We start from the raw sequence: 26,482 nt of genomic DNA, 5'->3' as shown, positions 1-26,482 counted from the left end.
TGATCCCCCGCCTATTTGATAGTTGCTTCATTCGTTACCGCCACACTCAGGTCCGCGGTCACGGCAATCTTCCCGTCCGGGCCATACAAAACTCCGCTGAAGATCGCTTTCTTGGCCCAGATCCGTACCGGATTCACCTTGTATAAAAGAAGCTGATCCCAATAGACGGGACAGGCTATCCGCGCCTTCACGGCACCCAGCAGGGGCATTTCCCCATCGGCAAGCGGCTCCGTTTCCAGCTGGGTCATGATCACGCAGGTCTGTGCCAGCCCTTCAATCAGAATCGTGGGAGGAATTTCATCCTTGTCTCCACAATAAGGCCGCAGTTTGGCAGGACGGAAAGAAGCTGTAAGAAACTCCCCCGGACTGTAGTCTCTGACCTCGTCAATAAGGCGCAGCGGATACTGGTGGGGGAGCATGGTCAAGAGAGCGGACCAATCGGGAGCCTGACTCATAAACAGCCTTCCAGCACACCGATCATGTCCTTAACTTTCGTTGCACTGCTGATTTCCAGCGCATCATCGGGCCACTGGATGCCATAATGCTCTTCCAGCAGAACGATAAACTCCATATAACGGAGTGAGTCAAACCCTATCTCGAAAAGTCCCATGTCCTCCCCGATCTCATCAACCGGCAGAACGCCGCAGCCCTGATCGCTCAATAACACGCAGACTTGCTTTTTAACAGACACTGTCCTTCACCTTCCAATCCCGTGCATTTATCTTCATTGTATAGGGCTCCCCTTTCCTTCTCTCTGCTTCGCTTGCGGTTCATTCTTCCTTTGTTGAGCCGCACCATCGTTCATGCTTGGGCACTTTTATCTGCGGTACAGCACGGGATTCAGCGGGCTTGCCGCCACTGCACCGGGAAGCACGCCGGGGAAATATATCCTCAAGTGGTTCTCTCGTGCCGGATTGCCGGCCGGGTCGGCCACGACAGCTTCGTCCGGGATATACGTAATAGTCAGCACTTCTCTCATCGAAGAAGTAGGATTGCTTAGAGCACTGTGGGGCGTCCATCCTGCATGGAAAGTTGCGCAGCCGGCTTTCATGCCGCCGTATCCTGCCTCAGGCAGCCCTCTGCGGAGGGCGTCCAGCAGTACATTGTCCGAGCCCTTCATCGCTTCAATGTCGTGAGCCCGCGACAGAAACCGCAGTGAGCCTACCTCATCCGGGATGTCGACGAGCGGCATCCACAGGGTGATCAGCTTGTCCGGCCGGAAGCGGAGCATGTAGGTGCCATCCTGATGCCACGGGGTGGGACCTCCTCCCGGTTCTTTAAAAAATACCTGGTCCAGGTACAACCGGACCCCGTCTACTTCCATCAGGTCCGCCGCCATGCGGGCGAATTTGCGCGCATACACGAATTTCTTCACCTGTTCATTTTTTTGCCAGAGGTTAATGATCTGTAGAAAAGCCTTGCCGAAATCATCCCGCTCCGCAAGCGGCCGAACATCCCTGCTGCAAGCCTGCACCAATTCCGTGATAGAAGGCCGGACGGCTGCGATATCTTCCCTTGAGGCCGCCTGTCCGACATAAAGGTGACCTTGGCTGCGATATTCTTCGATCTGCTGCGGCAGCAGAATCATTTCCTTCTCCAGATCGGATGAGAAAATCCCGTTTTCCATTTCCGCCTACCTCCCATGTATTCAAGCCTTATTGCTGTACAGCACAGGGGTCAGAGGACCTGCCGCCGGCTGTCCCGGCCCTATTCCCGAGAAGAGTCTCCGCAGATGAGGCGCCCGCCCGGATTTATCCTCCGGGTCTATAATGCAGGCGTCTTCGGCAAAATAAGTGATCGTCATCATTTCCCGCATCATGACACCGTTATTGCCCGGTGCGCCGTGTAGAATGCGGCCGGAATGAAAGACCGCATCTCCCAGCCTCAGCGGGCCGCAGCTTTCCTCCGGCAGGCCCGCACGTTTGGCCTCCAGTAAACTGTTCTTGGAAGGAGAATGTTCGAGCAGATGGGAGCCCGTAATATAGGAGACGGGGCCCTCCGGTTCAGGAACATCAACCAGAGGCATCCACATCGTGATGATCCGGTCGGGATCTAGCTCCAGCATATAAGCATCGGCCCTGTGCCACGGTGTGATGCTTGCTCCCGGTTCGATGAAGCTGGCCTGATCGAGATACAGCCTCACACCGCTCACCCCCATCAGCTCGGCAGCCATTTTGGCAAAGCGGCGTGCAAATACAAACCGGCGTACCTGCTCATTCTCCTCCCATACATTCATATAAAGCTGCCTGTGCGGGCGGACACTCCGGTCTCCGATATAGTTCTGGACGGCGTGGATGATGTGAGGCCGGTAAGCGCTAATTTCATCCACAAAGGCGGCTTGTCTTAGACAGATATGGCCCTTGACCCTGTACTGCTCCAGAAGGCTGTCATCCAGATAATAACTGTCCGCCAGGTCAGGCATAGCGCCGGGATACGGGCTGCTCATCGCTGATCCTCCCCACGTTCATGCACGATCCGCATGATGTCTCTGTAATGGCGGTAGAACAGCAAAGGGAAATTACGCCCCTTCACGGGATCACCGGGCTCCAGGCCCTGGAACAGGCTCTTCAGCTGCGGATTCTTATTCTCTGTATCCTGAGGGTCTACGGCTCTGGCCTCATCCGCAAACCAGGTAATGATCAGCATTTCCCGCGCTGTATCGGCGTTGTTCGCGTAAGCCCCGTGCAGCGTCCAGCCGGTATGAAACGCAGCGTCACCGGCCATCATCGGACCGCATGCCTCCTCTGCCAGACCCAGCCGCATTGCCGCAAGCAGCGGATTCTTCGCGCTGCGCAGCTTCTCGTGCAGATGGGACTGCGGCACATAAGACAGCGGCCCGGATTCATCCGGTATGTCCGTCAGCGGCATCCACATCGAGATGACCTTGCTCGGATCAAGCGGAAGCATAAACTGGTTCGCCTGATGCAAAGGCATTGCGCCGGCTCCTGGCTTTTTGACGAAGATCTGATCAAAATAAAGCCGGACACCGTCGACTCCGAGCAGGTCGGCGGCTATCTGGGAATACAGATGGGCGAACACAAATGCCTGCACGACAGGTGATTTCTTCCATACATTCATCACCTGTAACCGGAGCCCTTCCCCCAGCTTCCCGACTTCCTCCAGGAGTGCCGGGCGGATTCGGGCGATATCTTCTGATTGGGCGAGCTGCCGGAGCATCAGACGGCCATCTCTCTGGAATTGTCCGAGTTCTTCCGGGCTCAGTGCACGTTCACGCTCAAGCGCGTGGAATACGGTCTGGTTCTCCATCCTTAATCCTCCTTCCTTTCCTGCTGGGCATCCGGCTGGGCATCCGACTGGGCAACCGGGTGGACATCCGCCTCCGCTTCCGTATCCCTGTCGAACACAAGAGGTGTCCATGGGCTGACTGCAGGATCGCCGGCTTTCATACCGGGGAATATCCGTTTTAAATGGTAGGCTCTGGCCTCCGTATCCGGCTCCACAATCTTCAGATTGTCGGCAATATAAATGATTGTGGCGACTTCCCTCACGATATTCGTGGTATTGGCCGCCGCATAATGAAGCGTAAGACCGGAATGAAACGTGGCATCTCCTGCGGGCATGGCTCCGTAATGTACTTCAGACAGCCCTTTCCGGTACGATTGGAGAAGCAGATTCGTATGCTTATCCGCCTTCAGGAGATGAGAGCCCGACATAAACCTCATGGAGCCCAGCTCTGCGGGCAAGTCGACGAGCGGCATCCACATGGTCATGGTCATATCGGGGTCTGTCTGGAGCATGTACGGGCTATCCTGGTGCCACGGGATGGCTCCCCCGCCCTTTTCAAGAAAGATAGCGGAATCATGATACAGCCTCAGCCTGTCCACACCCATCAGATCGGCGGCGATTTTGGCGAATCGTCTGGCCAAAGAAAACTTTCTTACCTTCCGGCTTCTTTCCCACATATTCATCACTGTCGGAAAAGCCCGTTCCACACCGTAAAACTCCCGTTCACCGGGCGGATAAGATTCCGGTGTGAACGCCGGGTATATCTCCGTGATTGCCTGACGGTAAACTGCCGTTTCTGCAGCCGAACAGACACCCTTGAGGTAGATATGTCCGTCCGCCTGATACTCCTGGATCTGCCGGCTCGTCAGGCTGTATTCCTCTTCAAGACCCGGCAGCAGGGCTTCCTCATTCTCACTCATCTTATGTCTCCTTTCCTGACGAATAAGGTTATTCTTGCGGGAGCGGCCGTTCTTCTGACCAGAACGCCCCGGATGCCGAGCGGCTCCTGGCCATTTGCTCGCGCCTGGATTGAATCTGATCCAATGTCAGGCTGTCCTTGTTCAGCCCCGTAAACTGCTCCTCTACCGACAGCCGGACTTCTGTTTCCTGCTCTCTGCCTTCCCGTACGAATGTGACGGATACAAGTCCTTGAGTGCCATAGAAGGACGAAATCACCCGGACGAAGTCGCTGTAAGTACCTGTCTCCAAACCGCCCAGCGCTGTTACGACATCTCCTGCTCTTAGCCCCGCCTGTCCGGCGGGACTGCCCGGGAAGACTTCAAGCAAATAGTTCCCTCCACCCGCCTGAACACCCGTTTCCAGGCTTTGCTCCGTGTTTACCGTGCAGTTGGTAACGCCGAGCCTCGGATAACTGAACAGCTCGGTGCGCAAGTCAAGACCCAGTTCCAGCACCGATTTCAGATTCATAAGCGACCGGCGCCAGCCCATTTCAAGACACTCGCGCAGCCACTGCCCGCTTGTGTCCCCGGAGAAGCCCCGAACCGACAGACTCAGCTTAACGAACGGCCCCATTTCTTCCAGCGTAAAAGAAGTGCTGACGCGGAACGCCTCCCTGTCTCCGTCCGGAGCCAGGGAGTTGTAAGCATCGGACAGCGCAAACCGGCGGCAGGGCTGGCATTCTGTAACCTGTGCGCGGTTCTCGATATCCCCGTAATTTAACAGGTAGATATCTCCGACCGCCGGCTCCCCGGACATTCCGGTGGTTGAAGACGCGTAGGTGAGATAAGTATTGGTCCCTTCCACCGTGGCAACCGACCACCATACCTTCTCTAGTGAAGACTCCAGATAGATAACATTCAGTGAAGAATCTGCGTGAGCATTATTCATGATTTTTGCCTCCAGAAATTATTGAAAGAATCTCTCCGGCCTGAAGGCCGACCTTCTTAACGAGACTGGGGAAAGTGGCGAGCATTGCGAGCGTGTCCAGGGAAGCTTCGGGGACAGGCTGGAGAGAGAAATCCAAAGTAGCCAAAGAATGATCATATTGGGGGAATATCCGCTTATTACGCTGTTTTTCGTAGGTTTCCATAGCGTATTCCCAGGTTTTGCGCCCTTGCAGAAAAGCATGCAGCTCTTCCGCCAGGTATTCCGCCGTACAGACCGCATTGTCGATTCCCACACCCGCAGCAGGATGAAGAAAAGCTCCCGCATCGCCCGCTAACGCCCAGCCGGGACCCCATGCTTTACGGATGATGCTTTTAAGAGGCGGTATCCCTCTAATCGCACCCTCGACTTCACTCCTCCCAAGCCTCGGCTGCAGCGTCCGGATGGCTCTGAGTTTCTCAAGAAAGCTGTCCGGGCTGATTCCCGCCATCGCCTGACGCTCTGCCGGAGGGTACATATAGGCGATACAGTGCATAAGTCCGTCAATCGGGCTGTTGATGACGATAGAAGAGCCGTGCCAGTACCATTCGACCGCCGGAATAGGCAGAGGTTCGACCCTGGAGAAATAGGCGTAGGTTACGCCATGCAGCGGCTGCTGCGATTCCGCTGTCACAGGAGCCTGAACTTGACGGGCCACCATGGAATTCCGTCCGTCCGCCCCCACTATGATCCTGCCATAGAAGCGGACGTTCGTTCCGTCTTTGCGGCTGCACTGGATTCCTGCTGCTTGTCCGCTTCTGATCAAGACCTTCGTAACCCTGGTATTCAGCTGAATATCGACCCGGCCGCTGCGGGCCGCACTCTGCAGAAGCAGCGGGTCCAGAATCTCTCTGCGCAGTCCGAGCGCTCTTTGGGTTACGGTGATGTCAGATTCAAATACAGTGCCCAGCAGATCGATCCTCATGCGCGTTAATGCGGGCGCTCCCGCCGACTCCATCTTCTGAAGAATTCCGAGACGCTCGTAGACCCCGCTTTCACCCAGAATGTGAGTCGAATTGGTTCCGCTCGGGAACGGAAATTGATCCACCAGCAAAATACGGTGTCCCCTGCTTCCCAGAAAAGCGGCAAGAGCCGCACCCGCGCACCTTGCGCCTACGATAATAACGTCATACATCGCATTCTCCTGTCGTATACAGACTTCTAACGTATGGAAAGAGGGGTCCATAGAAATGACCCCTCCGTGCCTCCGTGTGCTTTGCGATTAGTTGGATTGCAGGCAGCCGTAAACCGTACCCGCCTGATTGTTTTCACGGTCGAACAGCGGAGTTACGCTGTCCGAATAGAAAGTTGCATTCTTCGGAGGAAGCCCCTTCAGGACGCCTTTCATGTGAATCGGCTGTTTATTGTGAAGCTCACCTTCCGGGGTCTCGATAACCCAGTACAGCCAAGACTCACCCTGGACACCGTCCGCCATCTTCTTGTTGAAAGGAATGGTTGCCTGAGCTTTCATCGCAGCACCCTGTCCTTGCAGGCCTCCGCGTACGCGGATGGTTTGTCCGGGCCAGATCACGCTGGAAGTGGCCACCAGGTCTACGTTGAGGATTCCCAGCTCGACGTTGATGCCTGACTTCAGGCTGAATTCGGAATCGTCAACCGTGAACTGCGTCGGTGCCACTTGAGCAAAGTGGAGCTCTTCGGAGCGTCCGTCCAGCATCTCCAAGTAGGTTTTGCTGTTGGAGTTTTCAAGCGTCATGGTCACTTTCTTTGCATTCTTCGCGTTCTTGGAAAGTTCGGTTTTCATGGTCATTCCTCCTAGAGTTGGCTTGTTATTTGTTTCCCCGGGGTACTTTTACTATCTCATATCCCTGCGCCCTAATACTCTGCTTTTGACCACGAACTCTTCGTCTTCTGTTGGCATCCCGTGCCCGCTGGTCTAACTTTTATTCGGAAGGCAGCGTTCGATCAAGGAGCGGATCGTCCCTACATTCGCGAAATTCTCCAGAAGAATTTCCTCATCTTCAATTACAACGCCGAAAGATTCTTCCAAGAGGACCACTAGGCGGATAAAGCTCATGGAATCAATTCCCGTCTCCAGCAGCTTGGTCCCGGGTTCAATTTCGAACTTCTCGGGCAGAATCTGTTTAACATTGTCGATAATAATGGCTTCCATTTCCGAAGTATTCATTCTCGCACCTCAGTGACCCAGATTTTGATTCAGATGAGACAAGGTAAGAAACTCCATCATCATGGCGGCGGCCCTCTTCTCCAGCTCATAAAGCGTATGGAAATGGTCCGCCAGCTGATGCAGATATACGGACGCTTTCGTCCGCTGGTATTTGATGCTCGTCCACTTGACTCGGTCCATCTCCGTCTTAACCTTGACATACAGAGCTTTGAGAAGCTCCAGCTGTTTAGAGCCGGATGAACCCCTCATGTAGTCGATCCTCTGCAGCATCAGACTTTTATGGAGAATCATCTTGTGTACGATAATATTCCAATAGACGAACTCCTTCACTTGCAGAGGTCTGCCCTCCGCCAGCTGGCGGAAATAACCCGCCAAATATTCGTTCACATAGTATCCGGCTGCAAACGTATCCTTCTCCGTACGGCTCGCCCGTACACGTCCCCGGTCCAAAGCAAAATACATGCTGCGGGTATCCGGACGGGTCCGCTGCGAATCTCTGAGGGAAATAACCGAGGCGGGAAAACCGTAGAAAGCAAACCAGCGCTGCGAGTGCATGTCCTCCGCCACCAGTCTCTTCATTTCGTCGTTGAACAGAGAATACGGCACTTCCGAGCTTCCATAGCCTTTGTCCTCTACGTCAAAAGCCACAAATTGCAGCGTCTGCCTGGAATCGTCATAACCATACACAAGCGCTTCGTGATATATATCCTGTTTCTTAAAGTAACGGGAAGTCGGAATATGCCGCCAGTTAAAGTAAACGACGAGATACCGGCCTTTATCTATACAATTGCGGACCTGCTCTACCCAGTCTTCACAGTCCGGCAGCGGTGTCTCTTCGATGATGTCCGAGTATACCTCCAGGTGCTCCTCGAACCGGATGACCGGAAAAAGATCCTCACCCGCAGTCTTCAAAGTCAAATTCATAAAATGACTATAATACCAGGGCATCAGTTCACGGTGAGCCTGAACGATGCTAAGCCGGATGTTGTGGTAGCATTCGGTCTCAAATCCCGGTGCTTCCACAACGGGCAGGTGATTCATCCTGCCCCTGTTCACAGATGCCCCCTGATCAGCGCCGGCCAGCCGGCGGGATCAGGCCCCCACGCATCCAGAATCGCCTGCACCCACCGGTCCACACCGAAGGCTGTGCAACCCGAGTGCGGATACGAACCGCTGCCGCCAATGCCGAACGCCCGGCACAGGACATCCCCGCACACATTGAAGGACGTGACGGCAAAATCGTCTCCGCCTGAGGTCGTGCAGCGCAGCTCGAACTTCGACTCGGCGGCCAGCTGGAACATGCGCCGGTCGCCGTCTTCCGGCAGGAAGAACGGATCGGAGGCGGATTCGACATAGCCTTGGAGACCAAGCGCCCCAAACAGCGCCCAAGTATCTTCCAGCAGATCGGCGCGCATCTGTTTCACAGCTTCCGCTGCCCCGATATACACCATCTCGAACATCCCGAATTCCCTCAGGCGGGACTCGCTGATCCTGCTGTCATGCTCATGCCGGTAGCACGTCCCGTACGCCGAGAACAACCGGAACGGGAACGGTTCGGGCACCGGCTCCCGTCCCCGCTCCGGCCCCGGCATCCGCTCATCCGGTTCCCGCCCGCTGCCGCCCGCAGCTGCAAAGTCGCAGCCGGCTGCCCCCGCCTCGCTGCCTGGATCCGTCTGAGGAAGGCCGTCCCGGCTGCACTCTTCATACACGTGATAGCAGACGCAGGGCTGCATGTAAGCACCGCTGGGCTGCATCAGACTGTCCAGCGGCTCCCCTGCGGACAGACTGGAGCGCACCCCCTCCAGCGTGTCGAATTGATGCCGGAATTCGGACACGGCATACACATTCTGCGGGAAGTTGCGCAGATAACCGCTTTTGCGGATGACCTCTTCCGGAATCAGCGTGGGATACTTGCGCAGGACCGCTCCTGCAGCATCCGCCCTCGTTCTGAGCAGGCGGACGACGGCCTGCTCCAGCAGCACCTGCGCTCCTTGCAGCACAGGGCTGCCTGCGTACAGAGGCTCCGCGGACGCTTCCCGCAGCTTTGGCCGGCGAGGACTGCGGTTGTCCCTCAGCCTCTTGTACGGGAGCTTGCGTCCGGCGGCCAGCGCAGTGCAGAGCGCATCAAGCCTCAGCAGCAGCTCTTCCCCGTCTGCGCCGGTGTACTCTATGTTCATCCCGCCAGCGTCCCAGCTGACATGTTTAATGTCTACAGACAGGTAGTAGACTTTCTCCGCAAGCTGAGAGAGATCACCCGCCCGCTTCACTCTATCCATCGGTACCTGTATCCTCATACGCTCACCGGCCTTTCCTGCATCGCCAGCCTTACCTCCATCCGGCAAAATAATCCGCCTCCTGAATAGAGAATACAGACGCCTGGCCTTCCGCAATCTTCGTATCCGTATTGAGTCTTCTGCGCACCCTGGTTCCGGTTTTGTCCATAAGCTGATTAAAATTCAGCGCGAGTTTCTCCACACTCACTCCTGTAAAATGAATGAGCAAAGAACGGCGGAATCGGTGCCTGGACCCATTATCCGAAGAACCGTGCACAATATTCCCGTTGAAAAAAATCACGTCCCCCGGCTCAGTCGCCACTTCCCTGATTTCTCCGGACTCGTATTCCTTCAGCCACTGCCCCTCATCCGAAAAATAAGACTGTACATTCGACTTATCCCCTTCGGGCACTTGCAGATCAAGCGAATGCGTACCCGGCACGAACTGCATGCCGCCGTTCTCCTCATCCGAGGGATCAAGAGAGATCCAGGCCGCATAAGTGGTTCCGGGCGATACGCCGAAAGCGTAATTGTCCTGATGCAGAGGCAGACCCCTTGTCGTCGGCGACTTAAAGTAATAGCTCGTCGAGATAATCAGCACCTCTTCGCCGATCAGCTGCTCCAGATAGGCGAACAAAGCCGGCTTCAGGGACAGCCCTTTAATGATTTCATTCTTCCGGTGGTAATCCCTCAGCCGGGGATACAAGCTTTCCAGCGGCCGCTCCCCGTTCTGGATAATCTCTCCCCCGGAGGTCAGCTTAACCCAGTGAAGATCAAACTGCCGGATAAGCTCCTCTACCTCTTGACTGTTATACAGGTCTTTGACGACCAGATAGCCCAGCTCGTTAAAATGTTCCAGATCTGAAGCCGGCAGCACTTGTTCAGTCATAAGATCACTCCCCTCTTCTCAAAATATTGGCTCCGGCATTCATCCGCTTGCGGACGCGACGGCCCTCTTTGTCCATCAGATAATTAAAATTAAGGGTCGTTTTCTCCGCACTCTCTGCCGCAAAATGACTAATAATCGAATGACGGAACTGCACCTCGCTGTTGTTGTCCGCCGAATCGTGGATAAGATTGCCATGGTAGATGACAATATCCCCGGGCTCCGTTTCCAGTTCGATCACTTGATGTCCTTCGGGAACTTCCAGCGTCTGCACATAGCCCGCGAACGTATCCTCGGACGCTGTATAGACCTTCCCCGGCTCCTGCAGTTCAGAAGTATGCGTATGCCGGATCAGGCGCATGCCGCCGTTATGAACGCCAGCCTTATCGAGGCCGGCCCAGATCGCATAACAAGTGCCGGGCAGCACGCCGATTCCGTAATTGTCCTGGTGATACGGCATCCCCTTGGCGCCCGGCGGCTTGAAATAATAGTTGGTCGATACAAGCAGGGCTTGCTCGCCGATCAGCTCCTCCAGGCAGGCAATCGCAGTCTCCTGCCAGACAAACCTGCGGACTGCTTCATTCTCCTTGTGGAGATCTTTCATTCGCGGGAACAGGCTCGTTAATGGTTTGCCGGGGTCCTGGACAATGGTTTTACCGGCGACCGAGTCCAGCCAGATGTTGTGATACTCTTCCTTCAGCGCTCTGACTTCCTCCAGGGAATACACCCCTTTCAAGACCACGTACCCTTCCTCTTCAAAAAACGTTTTCTCCAGCCCGCTGAGTGTATACAAGGTCATAATTGCCTCCTCTTTCCTTTAGTCGGGATTATTGTACTTCAGACGATTCCGTGTTCCTCGGCTTTGCCTGATGTAATTAACCTCACGGGTCAGACGCCTGGCATCCGCCGGATTCGAGATGTCATAACGGGTAATCCCGCTGCGCTGGATTCTTTCCTTGTAGAACTTAAGCACATCGTCCGGGATTCCGCATGGATTGTGGAGCCGGGCAATTTCCTGCCTCTCCCGCGCGTTGAATAATTCAAACGAAATGAAGCGTGTGTAGGGGCGCTTCCCCCAGCGGGACTTATAGCGGTCGTGATTGAGCAGCTCCACACGCATACCGTCGATATAGGCAACCGGAATCCCTTTCACCAGCGCAAAATGGAGCGCCTCCTCCACATCCTGGATGATCGGTTCGCCCTTATCGTTCAGGGAGGTGTTGCAGAGCATCGGCACGCCGGTTGTCTCCTGAAACTGCCGGAGCAGTTTATGCAGCCGCTTCGCAGGCCCTCTTCCGGAGACGGTCTGCACCCTGGCTGTTCCGTCCAGATGAAGAGCGGCGGGCACAAGCTCCCGCATGCCGTCCTGAACGGTGTAGGTATGCAGCATATACGGAGAGGCCTGATCCTGCCCGAACCACCGCTGCGTCTGCCCTTCCAGAATGATCGGCGCGACCGGGCGCCACCACTCCCTGCTTTTAATGTCATTGAGGATATCCTTGGTCCTCTGCCGCCTGGGATCTCCGAGCAGAGAGCGGTGGCCCAGAGCCCGGGGGCCGATTTCTGCGGCTCCGTCAAACCAGATCAGCGGACTGCGGATCAGATCTTCGACAGCACGCTTGTACCGGATCGGGCTGACTTTGCCGATACAGCCCTCGAAAGTGCCGGCCCCGAGCACCTCCTCCAGCGTCTTCCCGCTGCTGCCGTGATAGGCGTGACCGAGCTGAAACCGGAGCCGCTGCGGGGACATTTTGCGGTAGAACGCATACAGGCCCATACCGAGCGAGAGACCCGAATCATTCACACAGGGCGGTGCGATGAAGCCTTTAAAGCCGTATTTGTCCATCAAATGGCTGTTCGTCGGGCAGTTCAGCGCATAACCGCCTGCCAAAGCCAGATAAGTGTCGCCGGGCGCAAGCCCATAGCGGCCGAGTATAGCCTCAACATTCTTCTCCATGATGGAGATGGACTCGGCTTGAACCTGCTTCATCACCATCGAAATTTCATTCTCCTGCCGGGTGAAGCGGGGATCTAAAGCGGCGGAATTCCCTTCGCTTTCTTTCTCCATAAGGGCATGGACGCTTTCAAGAAGAGGACGCAAGTAATCTTGTTCCCAAATGTTAAAAGAACCGTCCGTTATCGGCGGCAGATACAAATTCTGCTTGGGAGCCTCACTCCCGCATGCGGAAGCCAGCGCCATCAGCGTACCTTCTCTCAGCTTAAAGCGGGAGCTGGCCCAGTCCCATAACGGACCCGGGGACTCTACCGGAAACAGCTCAAGCTCCCCTCTTCTCACCACACAGCCTGCAAAAAAATTTTTCTTGCCGACTTCCCGGTCGATAACATCGTCCGGTATCCCGTCCACGGCCAGTCCGATGATGTTCTCGCCGTAGAACAGCCTGCTGTCGCTCATAACGGCGGAAAACAAATGAGAAATACTGTGATAAGCAAGTCCCGGATAATCGGCAAGAGAATGATAATCTTCGCATGTCGACAGGCCCGGCGTCCCCCAAATTTCCTCCATGTCATCCATGGTCAATCCCAGCGGCCGGAGCAATTCATTGATTACGTTCACCGCATGATCCCGGTTGAAGAAAGACTGCCTGTGCTGCTTCATCCCCGTAAACCGCTCTAATTCCCAATACCTCACGAGCTTGATACGGCTGCCCGTTTTGCGAAACAAGGCCATATTCGGGTCATGGCGGATGCAGGTTTCGTACAAATAATCGAGAGTTCCGATGTGCAAATAAGTCGAAAGGTAGTATCCGTCCTGCATGTTCTCCCCCCTCTACTTGAACTTACTTTCATTCTATCAACGGCTTCCGGCAGACAATCTGAGCTTCTTGCGTATTAATCGGGGTTTCTTTAGCAGATAAACCGACTAGCCTCAAGCAGACAAAAAAACAAGAGGCGCCGGGAAACCGCAGTCTTATAATAGAAAAAAGTCTGTCCTACAAGGGGGGCCCGAATTGGAACTCGATAACCATGTATTGCCGGATCTTTCCTCGGAATATGTTTTGACCCGCGAGCAGATCCGCTTCTTTCAAGAAAACGGCCACATCTACCTCAAAGATGTATTCCGTCCCGAAGAGGTGCTTGCTTACCGCCCCTCCATTCTGGAGGCTGTCCGCGATTTCCGGACCCGTCACATTCCTTCTTCCGGTCCGGACGATTACGGCACGGTCAACCTGCGCCTGCGCTACGCCAAGGTCAGCGCATTCGTTATGTCCCGCCGCCTGGCTAAGATTTCCGCTGACCTGATGGGCGTCAGCGGAGTCCGTATTTACCGGGACTCCGCTTTCTTCAAGCAGCCCGGAGCAGCAGCCACCCCCATGCATCAGGATAACAACTACATGCTGCTTGACCGGGACAATTCGATTACGGCCTGGATTCCTCTCCAGGATGTAACGGCTGCAACCGGTTCGCTCCGCTTTTTGTCCGGTTCCCACTTGTTAGATAACCGGGGCAAAACCGCCAAGCAGAATCTTAAAACGGCTTACAGACTGGCACTCAAGGAACACACCTACGGCGGGGTGGCACTCGGGGACATCACGCTGCATGCCGGCTGGACGCTTCATGATGCACCCGCGAACGAGACCGCCCAGACCCGGGAGGCGATGACCATCATGTATTACGAGGATGGCGCTTCCATCGTCAATCCATTCGGGACGGACCCGTCGGCTCACCTCAGCCAGTATTTCGGCGGCCAGCAGATCGGCGAGAAGGCGGCAAGTCCCTATAACCCGCTGGCTTACAGCAGGGTATAACGCCATAACCGCAGGCGCACGCGTCCCGGTCTGGACTGCGCCGGATTCTCGGTGCCGGCCCCGCAAGCCGAGCGGGCACACAGAAAAGACCTTCAGCCCTACCCGTCAGGGTGCTGCTGAAGGTCTTTCTGCGTTTGCCAGCGGCAAGCTTCGTTGTAAGCCTCGTGATCGTTCAACCACCGGTGGCTCCGTGAACGATTAACAACCACTCCTCACTCCGGCTATCTTATTTAAGATCCGGCAGAATCACGCCTCGTTCCAGTTGTCCGTATATTTCGGCAATACCTTGCCTGAGCCCGTGCACGGCCTGCCACCCGAGCCGGTCTTGTATCTTCGTGAAGTCAATCCGGTAAGAACGGCTATCTTCAGCGCCATCTGTGATGATTTGCACCGGAACAGGAAGAGTGTCCGCAATAAGCTGGGCTAGAGCGCGGATCCGGATATTCCCCTCATTGGAGCCAATGTTGAAAATCTCGCCCGCCACCTGGTCGGCGGGAGCATCCAGCAGCCGGCAGAAAGCTTCGACGGCGTCCGTGATGTGGACAAACGGCCTCCATTGTCCGCCTGTTCCGGCAACCCGGATGACACCTTCCCGCCAGGCGGCGAGTACCATGGCATTCACCGCCAGATCAAAGCGCATCCGTGGAGAATACCCGTACAGAATTGCCGGACGGACCGCTGCCACCTCGAATGAGGCGCTATTCATCCGCAGAATGTCGCGCTCTGACTGGCCAGCGGCTCTGGCGTAAGTCGTCACGGGCGCTATATCGGATTCTTCGCTTGCCATGCAGCTTGAATCCCGAAGCCCGTATACGCCGCAAGTGGACATCAGAAGATAACGCCGGACGCCCGATTCTCTAGCCTTGACGGCGGTGCGGTGGCGTGCGAACTGGTTGATATCCAGCGTCTCGTGCGGAGTAACCTCTCCTCTTCGGTCATGCGAAATAGCCGCCAGGTCTATGACGGCATCGGCGCCCTCCAGTCCTTCGCCTCCCCAGGTGCGGGTATCCGCATAAATGCGGGTAAGATTCGGATGGATATAAGCGGCTCCGCTGGAACGGGTATACTTATCCAGCGCCCGGACCTCATACCCCCGTCTGATCAGCTCCGGCACCAGTACACATCCGATATAGCCTCCCGCTCCCGTAACAAGAACGGTACGAAGGGGACTTGTCATGGCCGGCCACCGCTGCATATTCGCAGAGCCGATTCCCGGCTTAATCCCTCATCGGTCATCCTCGACACCGCCTCCTCAAGCACCCCTTCCAGCGGCTTGCCTATCTGCCTGATCTCTCTTTCCAGCATTCTTTTATAAACAGAATAGGACTTTGGCAGCTCTTGTTGAAATTGACCGGCAATCAGATAGTCAAGAAGTAGAACCCTTTCATAGATTTCCCGGTATTTGCTGCGCTCCTCTTCGTTCACGGTCTCGTAATCCGGATTCCCGAAGGAACGGTAGTAGGAGATAGAGCCGACATGAATGACTTCATCGGTCATTGCCGTTCCGTTCTCATCCAGCCGTCTTACCTGGCGTAAGCGGTACCCGGCTTCATGAGCCAGCAGCTGGTAGAGCACCATCGTATCGAGATGGCGGGTCACTACCCCGTCTTTCTTGATTTCCTGGACCGGGAAAATGGCATTTCCACAAGAATCCATAGGCAGAATCCGGGCCAGGTTTTCTTTGTGGGCTTCCGGCAGAAGGTGGAAGGTCGAGTACCTTTTGAAAGAAGAGGAGGCCGGGGCTTCTTCCCACAGAAACGGACGCGGAGACCAGAACTGCCGTGTACGGTTCAACCGCTGAATCACATGCTGGTTCACGAACAGGAAAAATGTCCGGACGACCGGAAAAGAAAATCGTGAGCGGGGTTCCGTTCGCAAACCGTAATCATAAGACCAGATGCAGTTCATCGAGTCGGATTTTCGGATCTCCGCCATTTCATCGAAGATGTCCGGGTTCAGCACAAAACAGTCAATATCGAGCCAGCCGAAATCAGATGTGTTGACCGCAAAAAGGTAGTCCCAGACAATTCCCTCATCTACGTTTTCGGGAAAACAGAAGAAAGGACGGCCGAGAGACTCGTCCACCCATTCCCGTTCCTCCCGTGAAAGCCCCGAGCCGATCAGCACAACCGGAATGGAGGCGGGCACAAACTGGAGCGATTTACATACCCAGTGCAGCAGTCCTGTTGTGAAAAATAAATAAAATACGTTCTCACGCTCATCCAGCTCTTCGTAAAACCGGCGAAACTCGCGGAGCCTCTCTTCGTCCAGGTATCTCATAACGGTTCCTCCTCAGCGTTTTGTAAACAGCCGGTTATCCAGCACAAGATAATCCAGTCCGAGCTTCAAAAAGCACCGGATCGCTTCTTCGGGCGTTTCCACCATCGGCTCACCATCCGCATTGAAGGACGTATTCACCAGCAGAGATGAATCCGCAAGACGCCTGTATGCCTCCAGCAGCGAGGTCAGCCCCGTGCTGAGACCGGCCGTTACAGCCTGGACATCGGCGGTTCCGTCCGCCTGGAGAATCGCCGGGACGCAGCTGATGCGCTCGCCTTTGATCTGCCGGGGAATCCGGCAGCCATAGGGGACAGCCATTCCCGGATCTGCGGACAGCCAAGGGTCTCCCGCCAGCGCTGCAGCGCTAAGAGGGCGGAAGGCTTCTCGCCCCTTGGCCGCATCAAGCCGCTCTTTCATCCGGGCGCTGCGGGCATCCGCCACAATGCTGCGGTTGCCGAGCGACTGCGATCCGAACTCGGAGCGGCCGCGGAACACGCCGACGATGCGCCCCTCAACCAGCAGCTCGGCCACTGCACGGTTCGGATTGCCGGCGGCGGGAATCTCTTCCAGCTGTTCCCGGTAGGTGCGGACCGCCCTTGCGTAATCTTCTTCCCCGTAGTCCCTGCCCAAATAGGGCGAATCGCGAGATGACGGTACGGATGGTGCGGACGGTTCGGTTGGTACGGATGGGGCGGTTGGTGCAGGCGGTACGGGTGACTCGGGCGGTACGGATGGTACGGATGGTGCAGGCGGTACGGATGGTGCGAGCGGTACGGATGGTGCAGGCGGTACGGATGGTGCGGGCAGTACGGGTGACTCGGGCGGTACGGTTGGTACGGTTGGTACGGTTGTTGCGGGCGGCACGGATGGCACCGGCGGCATGGGCGGTACACGGCGAGTATGCCCGCCGAGTACATAGTGCGCGTACAAGGCGCTGCCGATGGCTGTCCCTGCATCTCCCGGAGTAGGCGGAATATACATCCGCTTGAATGGAATTTCCTTAAGCAGCCTGCTGACAGCCTTACGGTTTGAGAAAACTCCCCCGGCGAGACACAGATTCTCGCAGCCGCTTGCCGCATACAAATATCGGCAGGCCCGGATAAGAACTTCCTCCAGATGATATTGCGCGGCATAAGCCAGATCGGCTTTAGCAGCATAACCCCCGCTTGAATCTGCTGCCTCGCGTGCTGCCCCATTCAGCTCGGCGCGGATATATTCCCGCTGCCGTTCCAGCTGCCCGAGTGTCTGCTTGAATCCCCCCTCGTCGTCCATGGAATAGAACGCGCGGAAAGCCTCGACGTAACGGTCTGTCCCGTAAGCTGCCAGCGCCATTGTTTTGTCATCATGCATCGGCCCGAAACCCAACTCTTCGGTCACCGCCAGATAGAAAAGGCCGATTGAATTGGAAACGTTGCGGAAATCGGCACTTTCCAGCCCTTGCCGTTTCTGTATTTCCCGGATGGACGTCCCTTGTGCCGTGTAATAAGTGACCGTTTCCACAATCTTGCCGGGCTTGTCCAAATAGCTCCCTCTGCCATCCGCAACCAGAACGGCCGCTTCTGTAAAAGGAGAGGGATAAAAAGAACTGGCGGCATGAGCCAAGTGATGATTCATCAAGCGGATTCGCGGCCCGAATTTGGCATAGTAGCGGCTTTCGATATTGTCTCCTCCGATAATCAGGCCCACGTCTTTCTCCGTGATTCCCGCTGTCTCCAGACAGTAACGGGCCGCTTTGCAGCGGAACGTCGAAGCATCGACGAATGCCTGCTTATGGCGGGATAAGCGTTCCTCCTCAATCGCGCAGACTATTTCTCCCTCCTGGAGGAGGCAGGCGGAGAAATCATGAATGGAACCTCCCAAGCCTAATATGAACAATCTCCACCACACCCTTTTATTGCTGCCCTAAATGGTTCTGAACAGCTTCTTATGCCGCTGGACTGCACGGACTTCTCTGCAGAGCCGCTCCGCATCCTGCGGGTTCGTCAGATCGAATGAGCCCGCCGGCTCACTTTCGTTAGGATCGCGGTAATGATAGAGCACATCTTGAGGAATGCCGCATGGGTTCAGTCTGTTCCAGGCATCTAGCCGGGCTTCCTCATCCAGTATCTGCATCGAAATACTCCTGGGATGCGGCGCGGTTACGGCGTACGCCTGATGATTGTGAAGCTCAATCCTTATCCCATTCACATAGAGAATACGTAATCCCTTGCGCAAAGCGAAGTTGAACGCCTCATGAACCGTATGGATGATCGGTTCTCCCCGGTCATTCAAAGAAGTATTGCCCACAATGGGTACGCCGGTCTGCTCGTAAAATTCAGACAGAATACGGTATAACACGGGATTCTCCTCCCGCCCGAGGCTCTGGACCCGCGCGCTTCCGTCCAGATGAAGCACGGACGGGATCAGATGCGCCTTCTCCGCCCGGGCCTGGAAGGTATGCAGCATAAAGCGGGAAGGATAACAGGTATCGAACCATAAGCCCGTCTCTTCCTCCAGAATGATCGGCGCAACGGGTCTCCACCACTGCCGCTCCTTTATTTCGTTGATCCGCTTCTTGGAGCTTTCATGACGCGGATCGGCAATCAGCGACCGGTGACCCAGTGCGCGCGGACCGATTTCCGCTTCGCCATCGAACCAGACGATAGGCCCTTCTTGAATGTCACGAGCCGCTTGCGAGCAGTCAAGCGGGGCCGTGCTCCGGATAAAGGAAGCATATTCTCCTCCTGTGAGGATGCTGTGCAGAGTCGTGTCGGGTTCCCCGAAATAGGCATGCGGGAGGGCAAAGCGGAACGCTCCGCCCTGCAGCTTTTTATGGAAAGCGTAGAGTCCCATACCCAGAGAAAGACCCGAATCGCCCACGCACGGAGGAGCCATAAAGCTCCGGAATCCGTATTTTCTCATAAGATGGCTGTTCGTCGGGCAGTTCAAGGTATATCCTCCGGCCATAGCCAGGCAGGTTTCCCCGGGATCAATCTTATAATCATGAAGAATGCGTTCGATGTTGGTATCCATGATTTTTATGGATGCCTGCTGAACCTGCTTCATGATCATGCTGATCTTGTTCTCCCGCTCGGTAAACCGGGGATCAAAACCGCTGAATAATGTCCCTGCATCCTGGTCCGTCAAGTTGTTCACCTGATCGACGAGGTCCCGGATATACGCGGATTCCCAAATATCGTGACGTCCGTCCAGCACAGGCAGCGTCCCCCCCGCTTCCCACAGGATCGTACTGGTGCTTGCCGAAGCAAGCGCCATCAGCGTGCCTTCACGCATTTTGAAATAAAACTTGGCCCATCCCCACAACATCCCCGGAGACTCTACGGCAAATAGATCCAGCTTCCCCTGCCGCGCGTAGCCGCCCGCAAAAAAGCATTTCTCCGATCGTTCCCTCCGGTCCACGATTCCGTCCGGCCCCCCGTCCACGGCCAGTCCCAGAATATTCCCGTTATAGAACACCTGCGAATCCATCATCATAGCCGAGAATAAATGAGAAATACTGTGATAGGACAAGGAACTGTAGAGCTCGGCGCAGTGATAGTCCTCTGTCGTCTGCAGGCCGGGTGTCCCCCAGATTTCAACCATGTCGTCAAGCGACAGGCCAAGAGCCCCCAGAAGTTTGTTCAGGACCTCTTGCGCCTGTTCCACACTGTAAAACGATACGTAATGCTCTTTGATGCCGGTCACTCTCTCCAGCTCCCACATGCGGACCAGCCGCACCTCACTGCCGGATTTGTGAAACAGCGAAGCGTTCTGATCGTGCCGGATAATGGTGCCAAGCATGTGATCCAGCGGATCTATATGCAAATAAGCGGACAAATAGTAGCCGTCCCGCATGCTATCCCTCCGTTTCCATCTCGTGTCCGAAAAATTCTTCTTCCAGCATCATGCACAGAGTGTGGTACAGCCTGACATGATCCTCTTGAATCTCATCCGTGATGATTGACGGGGAGGCAATCACAACATCGCTGAACAACCGGATACGCCCCTGCGCCGCGCCGGTCAGCGCAATGGTTCTAAGGCCCATCGCTTGGCCGAGTTCCATCGCGCAGCACACATTCTCGGCACCGCCCGATGTGCTGATCCCGATCAGCACATCGCCCTCCGCGCCGTAGCCTAGAACTTGCTGGGCGTACACCGCTTCGGCGGAAATATCATTCATAATCGCAGAGATAAGCGAGGTCTGGCTGACGAGCGAAAGCGCCGGAAGGGCGCTCTGCAGCCTGCCAAAGCCTTTTGGTCCAAGCAGCGGTGGAAGCCGCCGTCCGAGCCGTTTCCACTGTGATTCCCGCAGGGGCCGTTTCAGACGGAACCCTTTCATCAGTTCTCCCACCATATGCTCCGCATCCGAGGCGCTTCCCCCGTTGCCGCATATGAGCAGCTTTCCTCCGCTTTCAAAGCAGTGCGTAAGCAGGTCAAAAGCTTCTGCAAGCACTGTCTCGCAGCCCTGCAGGTGCTCATGCGAGAGCAGCCGGGTGTGCATACAACTGCGGACACTATTTCTCATCATCAGTCCTCAACACCCTTGCTCGTTTTTTGAAAATCATCTGATTCATCACCAGATAATCCAGATCTATCCGCAAAAAACAAGAGATGGCATCGGAGGGTGTTTCCACTATCGGCTCTCCGTTATCATTGAAGGAAGTATTGAGCAGAACCGGAACGCCTGTTATTTCGTCGAATGCCGAGATAAGCCGGTAGAACGGGGCATTCATCTCCTCGGTGACGGTCTGAACACGGCCTGTCCCGTCCTCGTGGCAGACTGCCCCTGCTTCCGCTCCTTTTCCTTCCCGGAAGGGAGACACCATCAGCATGTAGGGCGACGGACACTCCAACTCAAAATAGTCCCCCTGCCGCTCCCTTAATACAGCCGGAGCAAAAGGACGAAAAGCCTCACGGTGCTTGATTCTATCGTTGATGGTGTCCTTCATGCCAGAGTGCCGTGGATCGGCGATAATGCTTCGGTTGCCGAGAGCGCGGGGGCCGATCTCCGAGCGGCCCTGGAACCAGCCGATGATGCAGCCTTCGCTCAGCAGTCCGGCCGCTGTGCGGTACACGTCGTCCGTCTCCACTCTCTCCAGCTGATCCTGACAAGCAAGAGCCGCTTCCAGGCATTCCTTCTCCCCGTAAGCTTTGCCCAGATACGGGGAGAACGGAATGTTCGTCACCGTGCGCGCTTCGCCCCCCAGCATGTGCGCACCATACAGCGCACTGCCGACAGCCGTTCCCGCATCTCCGGCAGCGGGCTGTATGAACACATTCTCAAAAGGGGTTTCCCGCAGGATTCTGTAATTCGCCACACTGTTCAGAAACACACCGCCCGCAAGGCACAGATTACGGCTCCCGGTAACCTCATGAAGATACCGGCACGCCATAATCAGGATGCGTTCGATATGATGCTGCGCGGCATAAGCCAAATCAGCCTTGGTCTGCAGAAGCTGCCTCGCATCCTTGATCTGACTTAATCCTTGCCGGATATAATTTCTGAGATCGCTTAACTGCTCCAGGGTCTGACTGAAATTCCCCTCTCTGTCCATGGAATAGAAGGCATAGAATGCTTCGACGAACCGCGGAGTTCCATAAGCGGAAAGCCCCATTGTCTTCCCCTCCTGCAGCAGGCCGAACCCAAGCTCAGACGTCACCCGCTCATAGAAGCCTCCGATCGAATGAGACATATCCGCATCGGTCAGCTCTTTCTCGGACTCATGGTCGATAGTAAAATCGAGACGGTCTTCTCCGGTCAGCTTCTTAATCTCCCGGATCTCCGTAGAATCCCCCCAATAATAAGTAACCGTTTCCCGCTGGCGTGGTGCAGAGCCGGTAAAGCTGCCTCTTCCATCGGCCACGAGCACTGCCGCCTGCTTGTATGGCGAAGGATAGAATGCGCTTGACGCGTGTGCGAGATGATGATTAATCAGCTTGATCTCTTTACCGTATTTCATAAAGTAGACGGGCTCAATCAAGTCGTTGCCGACAATCAGATCCAGGGAACGGGCGTGCAGCCCCTCCGTTTCGAGGCAGTATTCCGCGGCCTTGCACCGGAATAATTTACCCCCCATCCCGAGACAGTGTTTTACCCGGGTCAAACGTTCCTCCTCTACTGCATAACGAACCTCTCCCCCACGAACGAGACAGGCCGAAAAGTCATGAATGGAGCCGCCTATTCCAAGTACGTTCATTGCCTCCTCCTTTCGGGTGCCAGCAGATGCCGCAGCTGCGAGGACGAGGAAATTTTGGCCTCACCCGCAATCCGGATTTCACAGCCGATTTCCAGGGCGGCTTCCATCTCGGGAAACCAGCGGTCCCGGTAATCGGAGCCCTTGGCAAAAATATGAGGCCGGAGCCTCACCAGCTGCTCCGACAGCGTATCCTCGCCGAACTCGAACACATAGTCGACGACGGTCAGGGCGGCCAATACGGCTGTACGCGCTTTTGCTTGAAAAACCGGCGGACGCGCCTTAATTCTGGTTATAGATTCATCCGAATTGACCCCTACAATCAGAACATCACCCAGTTTGCGGGCCGCCTCCAAATAATCCAGATGACCGATATGAAAAATATCGAAGCAGCCTCCTGCCAGCACAATCTTCGAATTCGTAATCCGCTTCCGTTCAAGGAAACCGGCCAATTCTTGAATATCCGACTGTTTGCCTTTCATACTTTGTCATTCAGCCCTTTCTGCCTGATTTATGTATCCAATAGGAAGCCAGGCGTTTATAGGACGAAGAATGTGATTCAATGTGTACCAGACATAGAGGGGAAAAAGCGAATCCCGTAAACCTGGAAGAAAAAAGCTTCCGTTCTCCCAGCAGAACGACCGCTCCTATGTCATAAGGCATTTCCCAGCATTCCGCCGCACTGCGGAAACTGTTCGTGTCGGCAAGCACACTCTCGTCATCGGTGATGATGACTACCCCTTGGTTCTCCCGGTTTCCCGGTGTCATCTCTGCTTCCCGCAGGAGCAGGAAATCCGCCTTGTTCTCATCCGATAAGGACAAAGAAGCCGTATAGCCAAGCGACTGGAAGCCCTGCCGGGTGTTTTCCAGTATCTCTTCCAAATTGGAAGAACAACGGGAAGTCCTTACAGCAAAATACATAATCCGGCTCATGCTCCGTCCACCCATTCGATTCCTATTTCGTTTAACGTGTCATGGGCCGTAATTACTTCCGCGGAAAGGCAAATACGTCCGTCGAGAAGTTCCTTCAGCCTTGCAAAAGCCAGCTCGGGACTGATGTCCCGAATATCCGCGCTTCGGGGTACGAGGCTGTAATTCGCGCTGAGCGTGCGGAAGCTTACATGAGACTCATCCCGGCTGCCGGGAAACTGCAACCCGGGAAAGCTTCTGCCCCATAGAGTCAGATTCGGCACCCCCAGGAAGCCTGCAACATGCCCGCACACACTGTCGATTCCGACCATAGCGTCCATTCCTTCAAGGGCGGCAAACAGCCCGGTAACGGCAAGTCCGCTCCAGTCTCTGCAGCCCTCCGGTTGTAGATCATAGGGGAGCGGCGAAAGGTTGATGAGATGGATGTTCCGCTCCTTGCAGAGCCGGACAAACTGCTGCGCATAAGACTGCGGCCAGGAGCGTTTAGGGTCCCCCGTATGAAACTGGACACCTACAACGGGAGCTCCGGTCTCTCTCAGGGAAGCCATCTCTTGTTCCAATGCTGACGGAAGTTGCGGAAAATCCATTTTCTCACGATCAGGCTGTCCGGGAGGCCGCTGGAATCCCAGCGCCTTCGCAAACAAATCGCGGATATGATGCAGAGGCGGAGCGGACACGGATACCGGAAGAAGAAAGACTTTTCCGTAAACGGAAGAACGCATAACCGCTTCATACATCACGTGTGTGTGAGCGCCTTCCAATATGCGGCAGCGTTTGAGAACCGTCTGGAAGAACGGGACCAGTTTCCTCTTTGTAATGAGGTGAACCTCATGACCCAGACGCGCTTCTTTGTCGATAAACTGCTGCAGTACCGGAAAAAGCAGTACCGCGTCCCCAAAACCGTGCAGCTCATCGGTAAGTACGGCTTTCGGTTTCGGTGCAGAACGCAGATCCAACTTCTCAGCATGCTTGCAGAAGAGTGGAAGGCAGGTTTCCCCTTCACCGAAAAAAACCTCGCACGGCTCATAGCCGTGCGGCAATTCGCTGATAAGGCTGCTAAAGTCCGCAGCATCTCCGGAGGAGATCTGAAGCACAAACCCTATCATCGCCGCTTCAGTACAAGAGCCTGACTGTGTATATCCACTCGGGGTTTCCGGGGTTTCCGGGGTTTCCGGGGTTTCCGGGGTTTCCGGGGTTTCCGGGGTTTCAAAGCTACCTTTGGTATCCTTGGTATCTTCGGTATCTTCGGTATCTTCGGTATCTTTGTTATCTTTGTTATCTTTGTTATCTTTGTTATCTTTGGTATTTTCGGTATCTTTAGTATCTTTGGGTTCCCATATTCCCCGGATTTCCCGGATTTCCCTGGTCTCCGGTATCATCAGAGTTTCCACGGTTTCCTCGGACACCGCTGCCGCTTCGGGCCTTCTTGCTTCCGGCATTCCTGGCGGATCTACCGCCTCTGCTTCATCCAGAATTTTTGTAACAAATCTCATCTCCACGGCATTTACAATGGAAATAATCCGCAAGCCTTTTTCCTTAAAGACTGGAAGCTCATCCGCATAGACTTTTACAGCAGCCAGGATTTCCGTCCGCTTCAGGAGCAGCTCGCCGACAGCTTCTTCTAGCCCTTGCGCGGCCAGAACAAGAAATGTAGTTCGCGGACTGCTTCTGTAGCTTCTTCTTTTTCTCACCTTTTCCAGAAATATAGGATCGAACGCCAGCTCCCCCTCTCACTTATGCGTGTCGCTGTACTTACTTGCTCCATCTGCGCCTCACATTCTCGTCATAGACGGTAGACGGACACCGGTTCCATCGCTGTACTGAAACGGATCAGTTCGCTAAGGCTCACGGCCGATGTATACGCCTTCGAGATGGAAACGGCTGCGGCGGCACTGCCGAGCAGGAAGCATTCCTCCTCGGAGAGCCCGCACCCGGTTCCGACGGCGAAGGCAGCGATGCACGAATCGCCGGCCCCGACTTCGCAGACGGGCTGCTTCCCCAGAGCGGGCAGATGCAGCGCCTCCCGGTTCGTGATCCAGCAGCTTCCATTTTCGCCCGCTTTGAGGACGATGGCCCCGATATCATATTTGCGCATCTGCTCCCTGGCCTTCTGCACAGCTTCTGCCGGATGCTGGAATGCAGAAGATGTAAGCCGGTTGAACTCCAGCAGATTCGGAAAAAGGACCGACGCTCCCGCATAGCGTTCAAGCTTACTCCCTGCCGGGTCAACGAGCGCCGGGATTCCTTTCCTGCGGGCCCAGCCGATAAAGCTGCCAATGCAGGAGCCGGGGAACAGACCCTTCCCCAGATCGGATACAACGGCGCAGCGGACATCCCCGCAAGCTTCCGCCTGCGCAAGCAGACCGGCTGCCGTCTGCGGCGACACGGGTGTGTTATCCTCCCGGTCCACACGGATAAGACTGCCATCCCGAAGACACAGACGGGATTTGACCGTGGTGCTCCGCCCGCTGTCTGCGAGCAAGCCGTCCAGATTCACCCTGCCTCCGGTCAACCGGCGGAGCTCATCCGCCTCCCTGTCTATGCCAAGGGTGCCGAGAACCGCCGCTTTTCCCTCCATAGCATCGATATTAAGACAAACATTCAGCGCATTGCCCGGAAACAACAGGCTGTTCTGTCTGCGAAGCACCGTGCAATCTTCGTTAGGCGAATAATCCTGTTCGCACTGCGTATATTCATCCAGGATGATATCCCCCATTACGACAACCGCCGCCCCTGATCTCCTCTGCAGTTTCCCGAGTATCTTCTTGATCCGATCCGAATTCATACGCTCACCTTCTTCCCGGCCAAGTGTCCCCATGCCTTCTTGTTCAGGAGATAAGGACTCCTTCGGCTCTATTCCAGTGTAAGGAAGACCAGGCGCGCGGGACTCGGCTTTT

At 55.4% G+C, this 26,482-nt stretch carries 26 protein-coding genes; 1 reads left to right on the top strand and 25 read right to left on the bottom strand.

From position 1 onward, the window contains the following. Positions 1 to 11: 11 nt before the first annotated feature. The 15 genes from EDM21_RS04920 to EDM21_RS04850 all read right to left on the bottom strand — a co-directional run bounded on the left by EDM21_RS04920 (position 12) and on the right by EDM21_RS04850 (position 13,211). Positions 12 to 455 (bottom strand): hotdog family protein, encoded by a 444-nt coding sequence (locus EDM21_RS04920; RefSeq protein WP_157333394.1) that lies wholly within the window; start codon positions 453 to 455, stop codon positions 12 to 14. Further along, on the bottom strand, positions 452 to 691 hold the full coding sequence (locus tag EDM21_RS04915; RefSeq protein ID WP_166541830.1) for a phosphopantetheine-binding protein: 240 nt from the start codon (positions 689 to 691) through the stop codon (positions 452 to 454). The genes EDM21_RS04920 and EDM21_RS04915 overlap by 4 nt, the downstream gene beginning before the upstream one ends. A 126-nt stretch (positions 692 to 817) precedes the next feature. After that, a complete protein-coding gene (locus EDM21_RS04910; RefSeq protein WP_157333392.1) occupies positions 818 to 1,627 on the bottom strand; it encodes a phytanoyl-CoA dioxygenase family protein in 810 nt (269 codons plus the stop codon). Between the two features lie 21 nt (positions 1,628 to 1,648). Further along, the gene (locus EDM21_RS04905; protein ID WP_157333390.1) at positions 1,649 to 2,446 is read right to left on the bottom strand and encodes a phytanoyl-CoA dioxygenase family protein; all 798 of its coding nucleotides are present in this window, start codon (positions 2,444 to 2,446) and stop codon (positions 1,649 to 1,651) included. Continuing rightward, complete coding sequence (locus EDM21_RS04900; RefSeq protein WP_157333388.1) at positions 2,443 to 3,267, bottom strand: phytanoyl-CoA dioxygenase family protein; 825 nt, start codon at positions 3,265 to 3,267, stop codon at positions 2,443 to 2,445. The genes EDM21_RS04905 and EDM21_RS04900 overlap by 4 nt, the downstream gene beginning before the upstream one ends. Before the next feature lie 2 nt (positions 3,268 to 3,269). After that, positions 3,270 to 4,166, bottom strand: coding sequence for a phytanoyl-CoA dioxygenase family protein (locus tag EDM21_RS04895; protein ID WP_157333386.1), 897 nt, complete (start codon positions 4,164 to 4,166; stop codon positions 3,270 to 3,272). Positions 4,167 to 4,194: 28 nt separating this feature from the next. Continuing rightward, positions 4,195 to 5,094, bottom strand: coding sequence for a PDZ domain-containing protein (locus EDM21_RS04890; protein ID WP_157333384.1), 900 nt, complete (start codon positions 5,092 to 5,094; stop codon positions 4,195 to 4,197). Continuing rightward, positions 5,087 to 6,316 carry an NAD(P)/FAD-dependent oxidoreductase gene (locus tag EDM21_RS04885; RefSeq protein ID WP_235918031.1) on the bottom strand — a complete coding sequence of 410 codons (1,230 nt, stop codon included), beginning with the start codon at positions 6,314 to 6,316 and terminating at the stop codon, positions 5,087 to 5,089. The genes EDM21_RS04890 and EDM21_RS04885 overlap by 8 nt, the downstream gene beginning before the upstream one ends. 36 nt (positions 6,317 to 6,352) lie before the next feature. Next, on the bottom strand, positions 6,353 to 6,892 hold the full coding sequence (locus tag EDM21_RS04880; RefSeq protein ID WP_068776331.1) for a hypothetical protein: 540 nt from the start codon (positions 6,890 to 6,892) through the stop codon (positions 6,353 to 6,355). 132 nt (positions 6,893 to 7,024) lie between these two features. Further along, positions 7,025 to 7,276 carry an acyl carrier protein gene (locus EDM21_RS04875; RefSeq protein WP_157333382.1) on the bottom strand — a complete coding sequence of 84 codons (252 nt, stop codon included), beginning with the start codon at positions 7,274 to 7,276 and terminating at the stop codon, positions 7,025 to 7,027. A gap of 9 nt (positions 7,277 to 7,285) precedes the next feature. Further along, on the bottom strand, positions 7,286 to 8,332 hold the full coding sequence (locus tag EDM21_RS04870; RefSeq protein WP_338043926.1) for a hypothetical protein: 1,047 nt from the start codon (positions 8,330 to 8,332) through the stop codon (positions 7,286 to 7,288). Continuing rightward, a complete protein-coding gene (locus EDM21_RS04865; protein WP_235918030.1) occupies positions 8,329 to 9,618 on the bottom strand; it encodes an aminoacyl--tRNA ligase-related protein in 1,290 nt (429 codons plus the stop codon). Before EDM21_RS04865 ends, EDM21_RS04870 begins: the two co-directional genes overlap by 4 nt. After that, positions 9,602 to 10,438, bottom strand: coding sequence for a phytanoyl-CoA dioxygenase family protein (locus EDM21_RS04860; protein WP_157333380.1), 837 nt, complete (start codon positions 10,436 to 10,438; stop codon positions 9,602 to 9,604). Before EDM21_RS04860 ends, EDM21_RS04865 begins: the two co-directional genes overlap by 17 nt. A gap of 4 nt (positions 10,439 to 10,442) precedes the next feature. Continuing rightward, positions 10,443 to 11,234: a phytanoyl-CoA dioxygenase family protein gene (locus EDM21_RS04855; RefSeq protein WP_157333378.1), complete on the bottom strand. Its 792-nt coding sequence runs from the start codon at positions 11,232 to 11,234 to the stop codon at positions 10,443 to 10,445. 18 nt (positions 11,235 to 11,252) lie between these two features. After that, entirely contained in the window at positions 11,253 to 13,211 is a 1,959-nt protein-coding gene (locus EDM21_RS04850) for a carbamoyltransferase C-terminal domain-containing protein (protein ID WP_157333376.1), read from the bottom strand. Between the two features lie 193 nt (positions 13,212 to 13,404). On the opposite strand from EDM21_RS04850, the gene EDM21_RS04845 reads away from it, so the two are divergent. Beyond that, complete coding sequence (locus EDM21_RS04845; protein WP_157333374.1) at positions 13,405 to 14,202, top strand: phytanoyl-CoA dioxygenase family protein; 798 nt, start codon at positions 13,405 to 13,407, stop codon at positions 14,200 to 14,202. A 226-nt stretch (positions 14,203 to 14,428) separates the two neighbouring features. Here the strand turns inward: EDM21_RS04845 and EDM21_RS04840 are convergent, their stop codons facing one another. The 10 genes from EDM21_RS04840 to EDM21_RS04795 form a co-directional block, all read right to left on the bottom strand. Continuing rightward, positions 14,429 to 15,379 carry an NAD-dependent epimerase/dehydratase family protein gene (locus EDM21_RS04840; protein ID WP_157333372.1) on the bottom strand — a complete coding sequence of 317 codons (951 nt, stop codon included), beginning with the start codon at positions 15,377 to 15,379 and terminating at the stop codon, positions 14,429 to 14,431. Further along, a complete protein-coding gene (locus EDM21_RS04835; RefSeq protein WP_157333370.1) occupies positions 15,376 to 16,482 on the bottom strand; it encodes an exonuclease/endonuclease/phosphatase family protein in 1,107 nt (368 codons plus the stop codon). Before EDM21_RS04835 ends, EDM21_RS04840 begins: the two co-directional genes overlap by 4 nt. 12 nt (positions 16,483 to 16,494) lie before the next feature. Continuing rightward, a complete protein-coding gene (locus EDM21_RS04830; protein WP_157333368.1) occupies positions 16,495 to 18,357 on the bottom strand; it encodes a carbamoyltransferase N-terminal domain-containing protein in 1,863 nt (620 codons plus the stop codon). Positions 18,358 to 18,384: 27 nt separating this feature from the next. Next, positions 18,385 to 20,316 (bottom strand): carbamoyltransferase C-terminal domain-containing protein, encoded by a 1,932-nt coding sequence (locus tag EDM21_RS04825; RefSeq protein WP_157333366.1) that lies wholly within the window; start codon positions 20,314 to 20,316, stop codon positions 18,385 to 18,387. A gap of 1 nt (position 20,317) precedes the next feature. Further along, positions 20,318 to 20,989, bottom strand: coding sequence for a D-sedoheptulose-7-phosphate isomerase (locus EDM21_RS04820; RefSeq protein ID WP_235918029.1), 672 nt, complete (start codon positions 20,987 to 20,989; stop codon positions 20,318 to 20,320). Then, positions 20,976 to 22,658 (bottom strand): carbamoyltransferase family protein, encoded by a 1,683-nt coding sequence (locus EDM21_RS04815; protein ID WP_157333364.1) that lies wholly within the window; start codon positions 22,656 to 22,658, stop codon positions 20,976 to 20,978. Before EDM21_RS04815 ends, EDM21_RS04820 begins: the two co-directional genes overlap by 14 nt. Continuing rightward, entirely contained in the window at positions 22,655 to 23,137 is a 483-nt protein-coding gene (locus tag EDM21_RS04810; protein WP_157333361.1) for an adenylyltransferase/cytidyltransferase family protein, read from the bottom strand. Before EDM21_RS04810 ends, EDM21_RS04815 begins: the two co-directional genes overlap by 4 nt. Positions 23,138 to 23,147: 10 nt before the next feature. Beyond that, positions 23,148 to 23,588 carry a hypothetical protein gene (locus tag EDM21_RS04805; protein ID WP_235918028.1) on the bottom strand — a complete coding sequence of 147 codons (441 nt, stop codon included), beginning with the start codon at positions 23,586 to 23,588 and terminating at the stop codon, positions 23,148 to 23,150. Continuing rightward, positions 23,585 to 25,276 carry a glycosyltransferase family 9 protein gene (locus tag EDM21_RS25350; RefSeq protein ID WP_157333357.1) on the bottom strand — a complete coding sequence of 564 codons (1,692 nt, stop codon included), beginning with the start codon at positions 25,274 to 25,276 and terminating at the stop codon, positions 23,585 to 23,587. The genes EDM21_RS04805 and EDM21_RS25350 overlap by 4 nt, the downstream gene beginning before the upstream one ends. A 92-nt stretch (positions 25,277 to 25,368) precedes the next feature. Then, the gene (locus EDM21_RS04795) at positions 25,369 to 26,370 is read right to left on the bottom strand and encodes a bifunctional heptose 7-phosphate kinase/heptose 1-phosphate adenyltransferase (protein WP_157333355.1); all 1,002 of its coding nucleotides are present in this window, start codon (positions 26,368 to 26,370) and stop codon (positions 25,369 to 25,371) included. Positions 26,371 to 26,482 lie beyond the last annotated feature (112 nt).

This window comes from Paenibacillus lutrae, from assembly GCF_009757775.1.
Classification (GTDB): Bacteria; Bacillota; Bacilli; order Paenibacillales; family NBRC-103111; genus Paenibacillus_F; species Paenibacillus_F lutrae.
The sequence above is the reverse complement of the archived record's forward strand: the minus strand, read 5'-3'. Positions and strand labels throughout refer to the sequence as shown.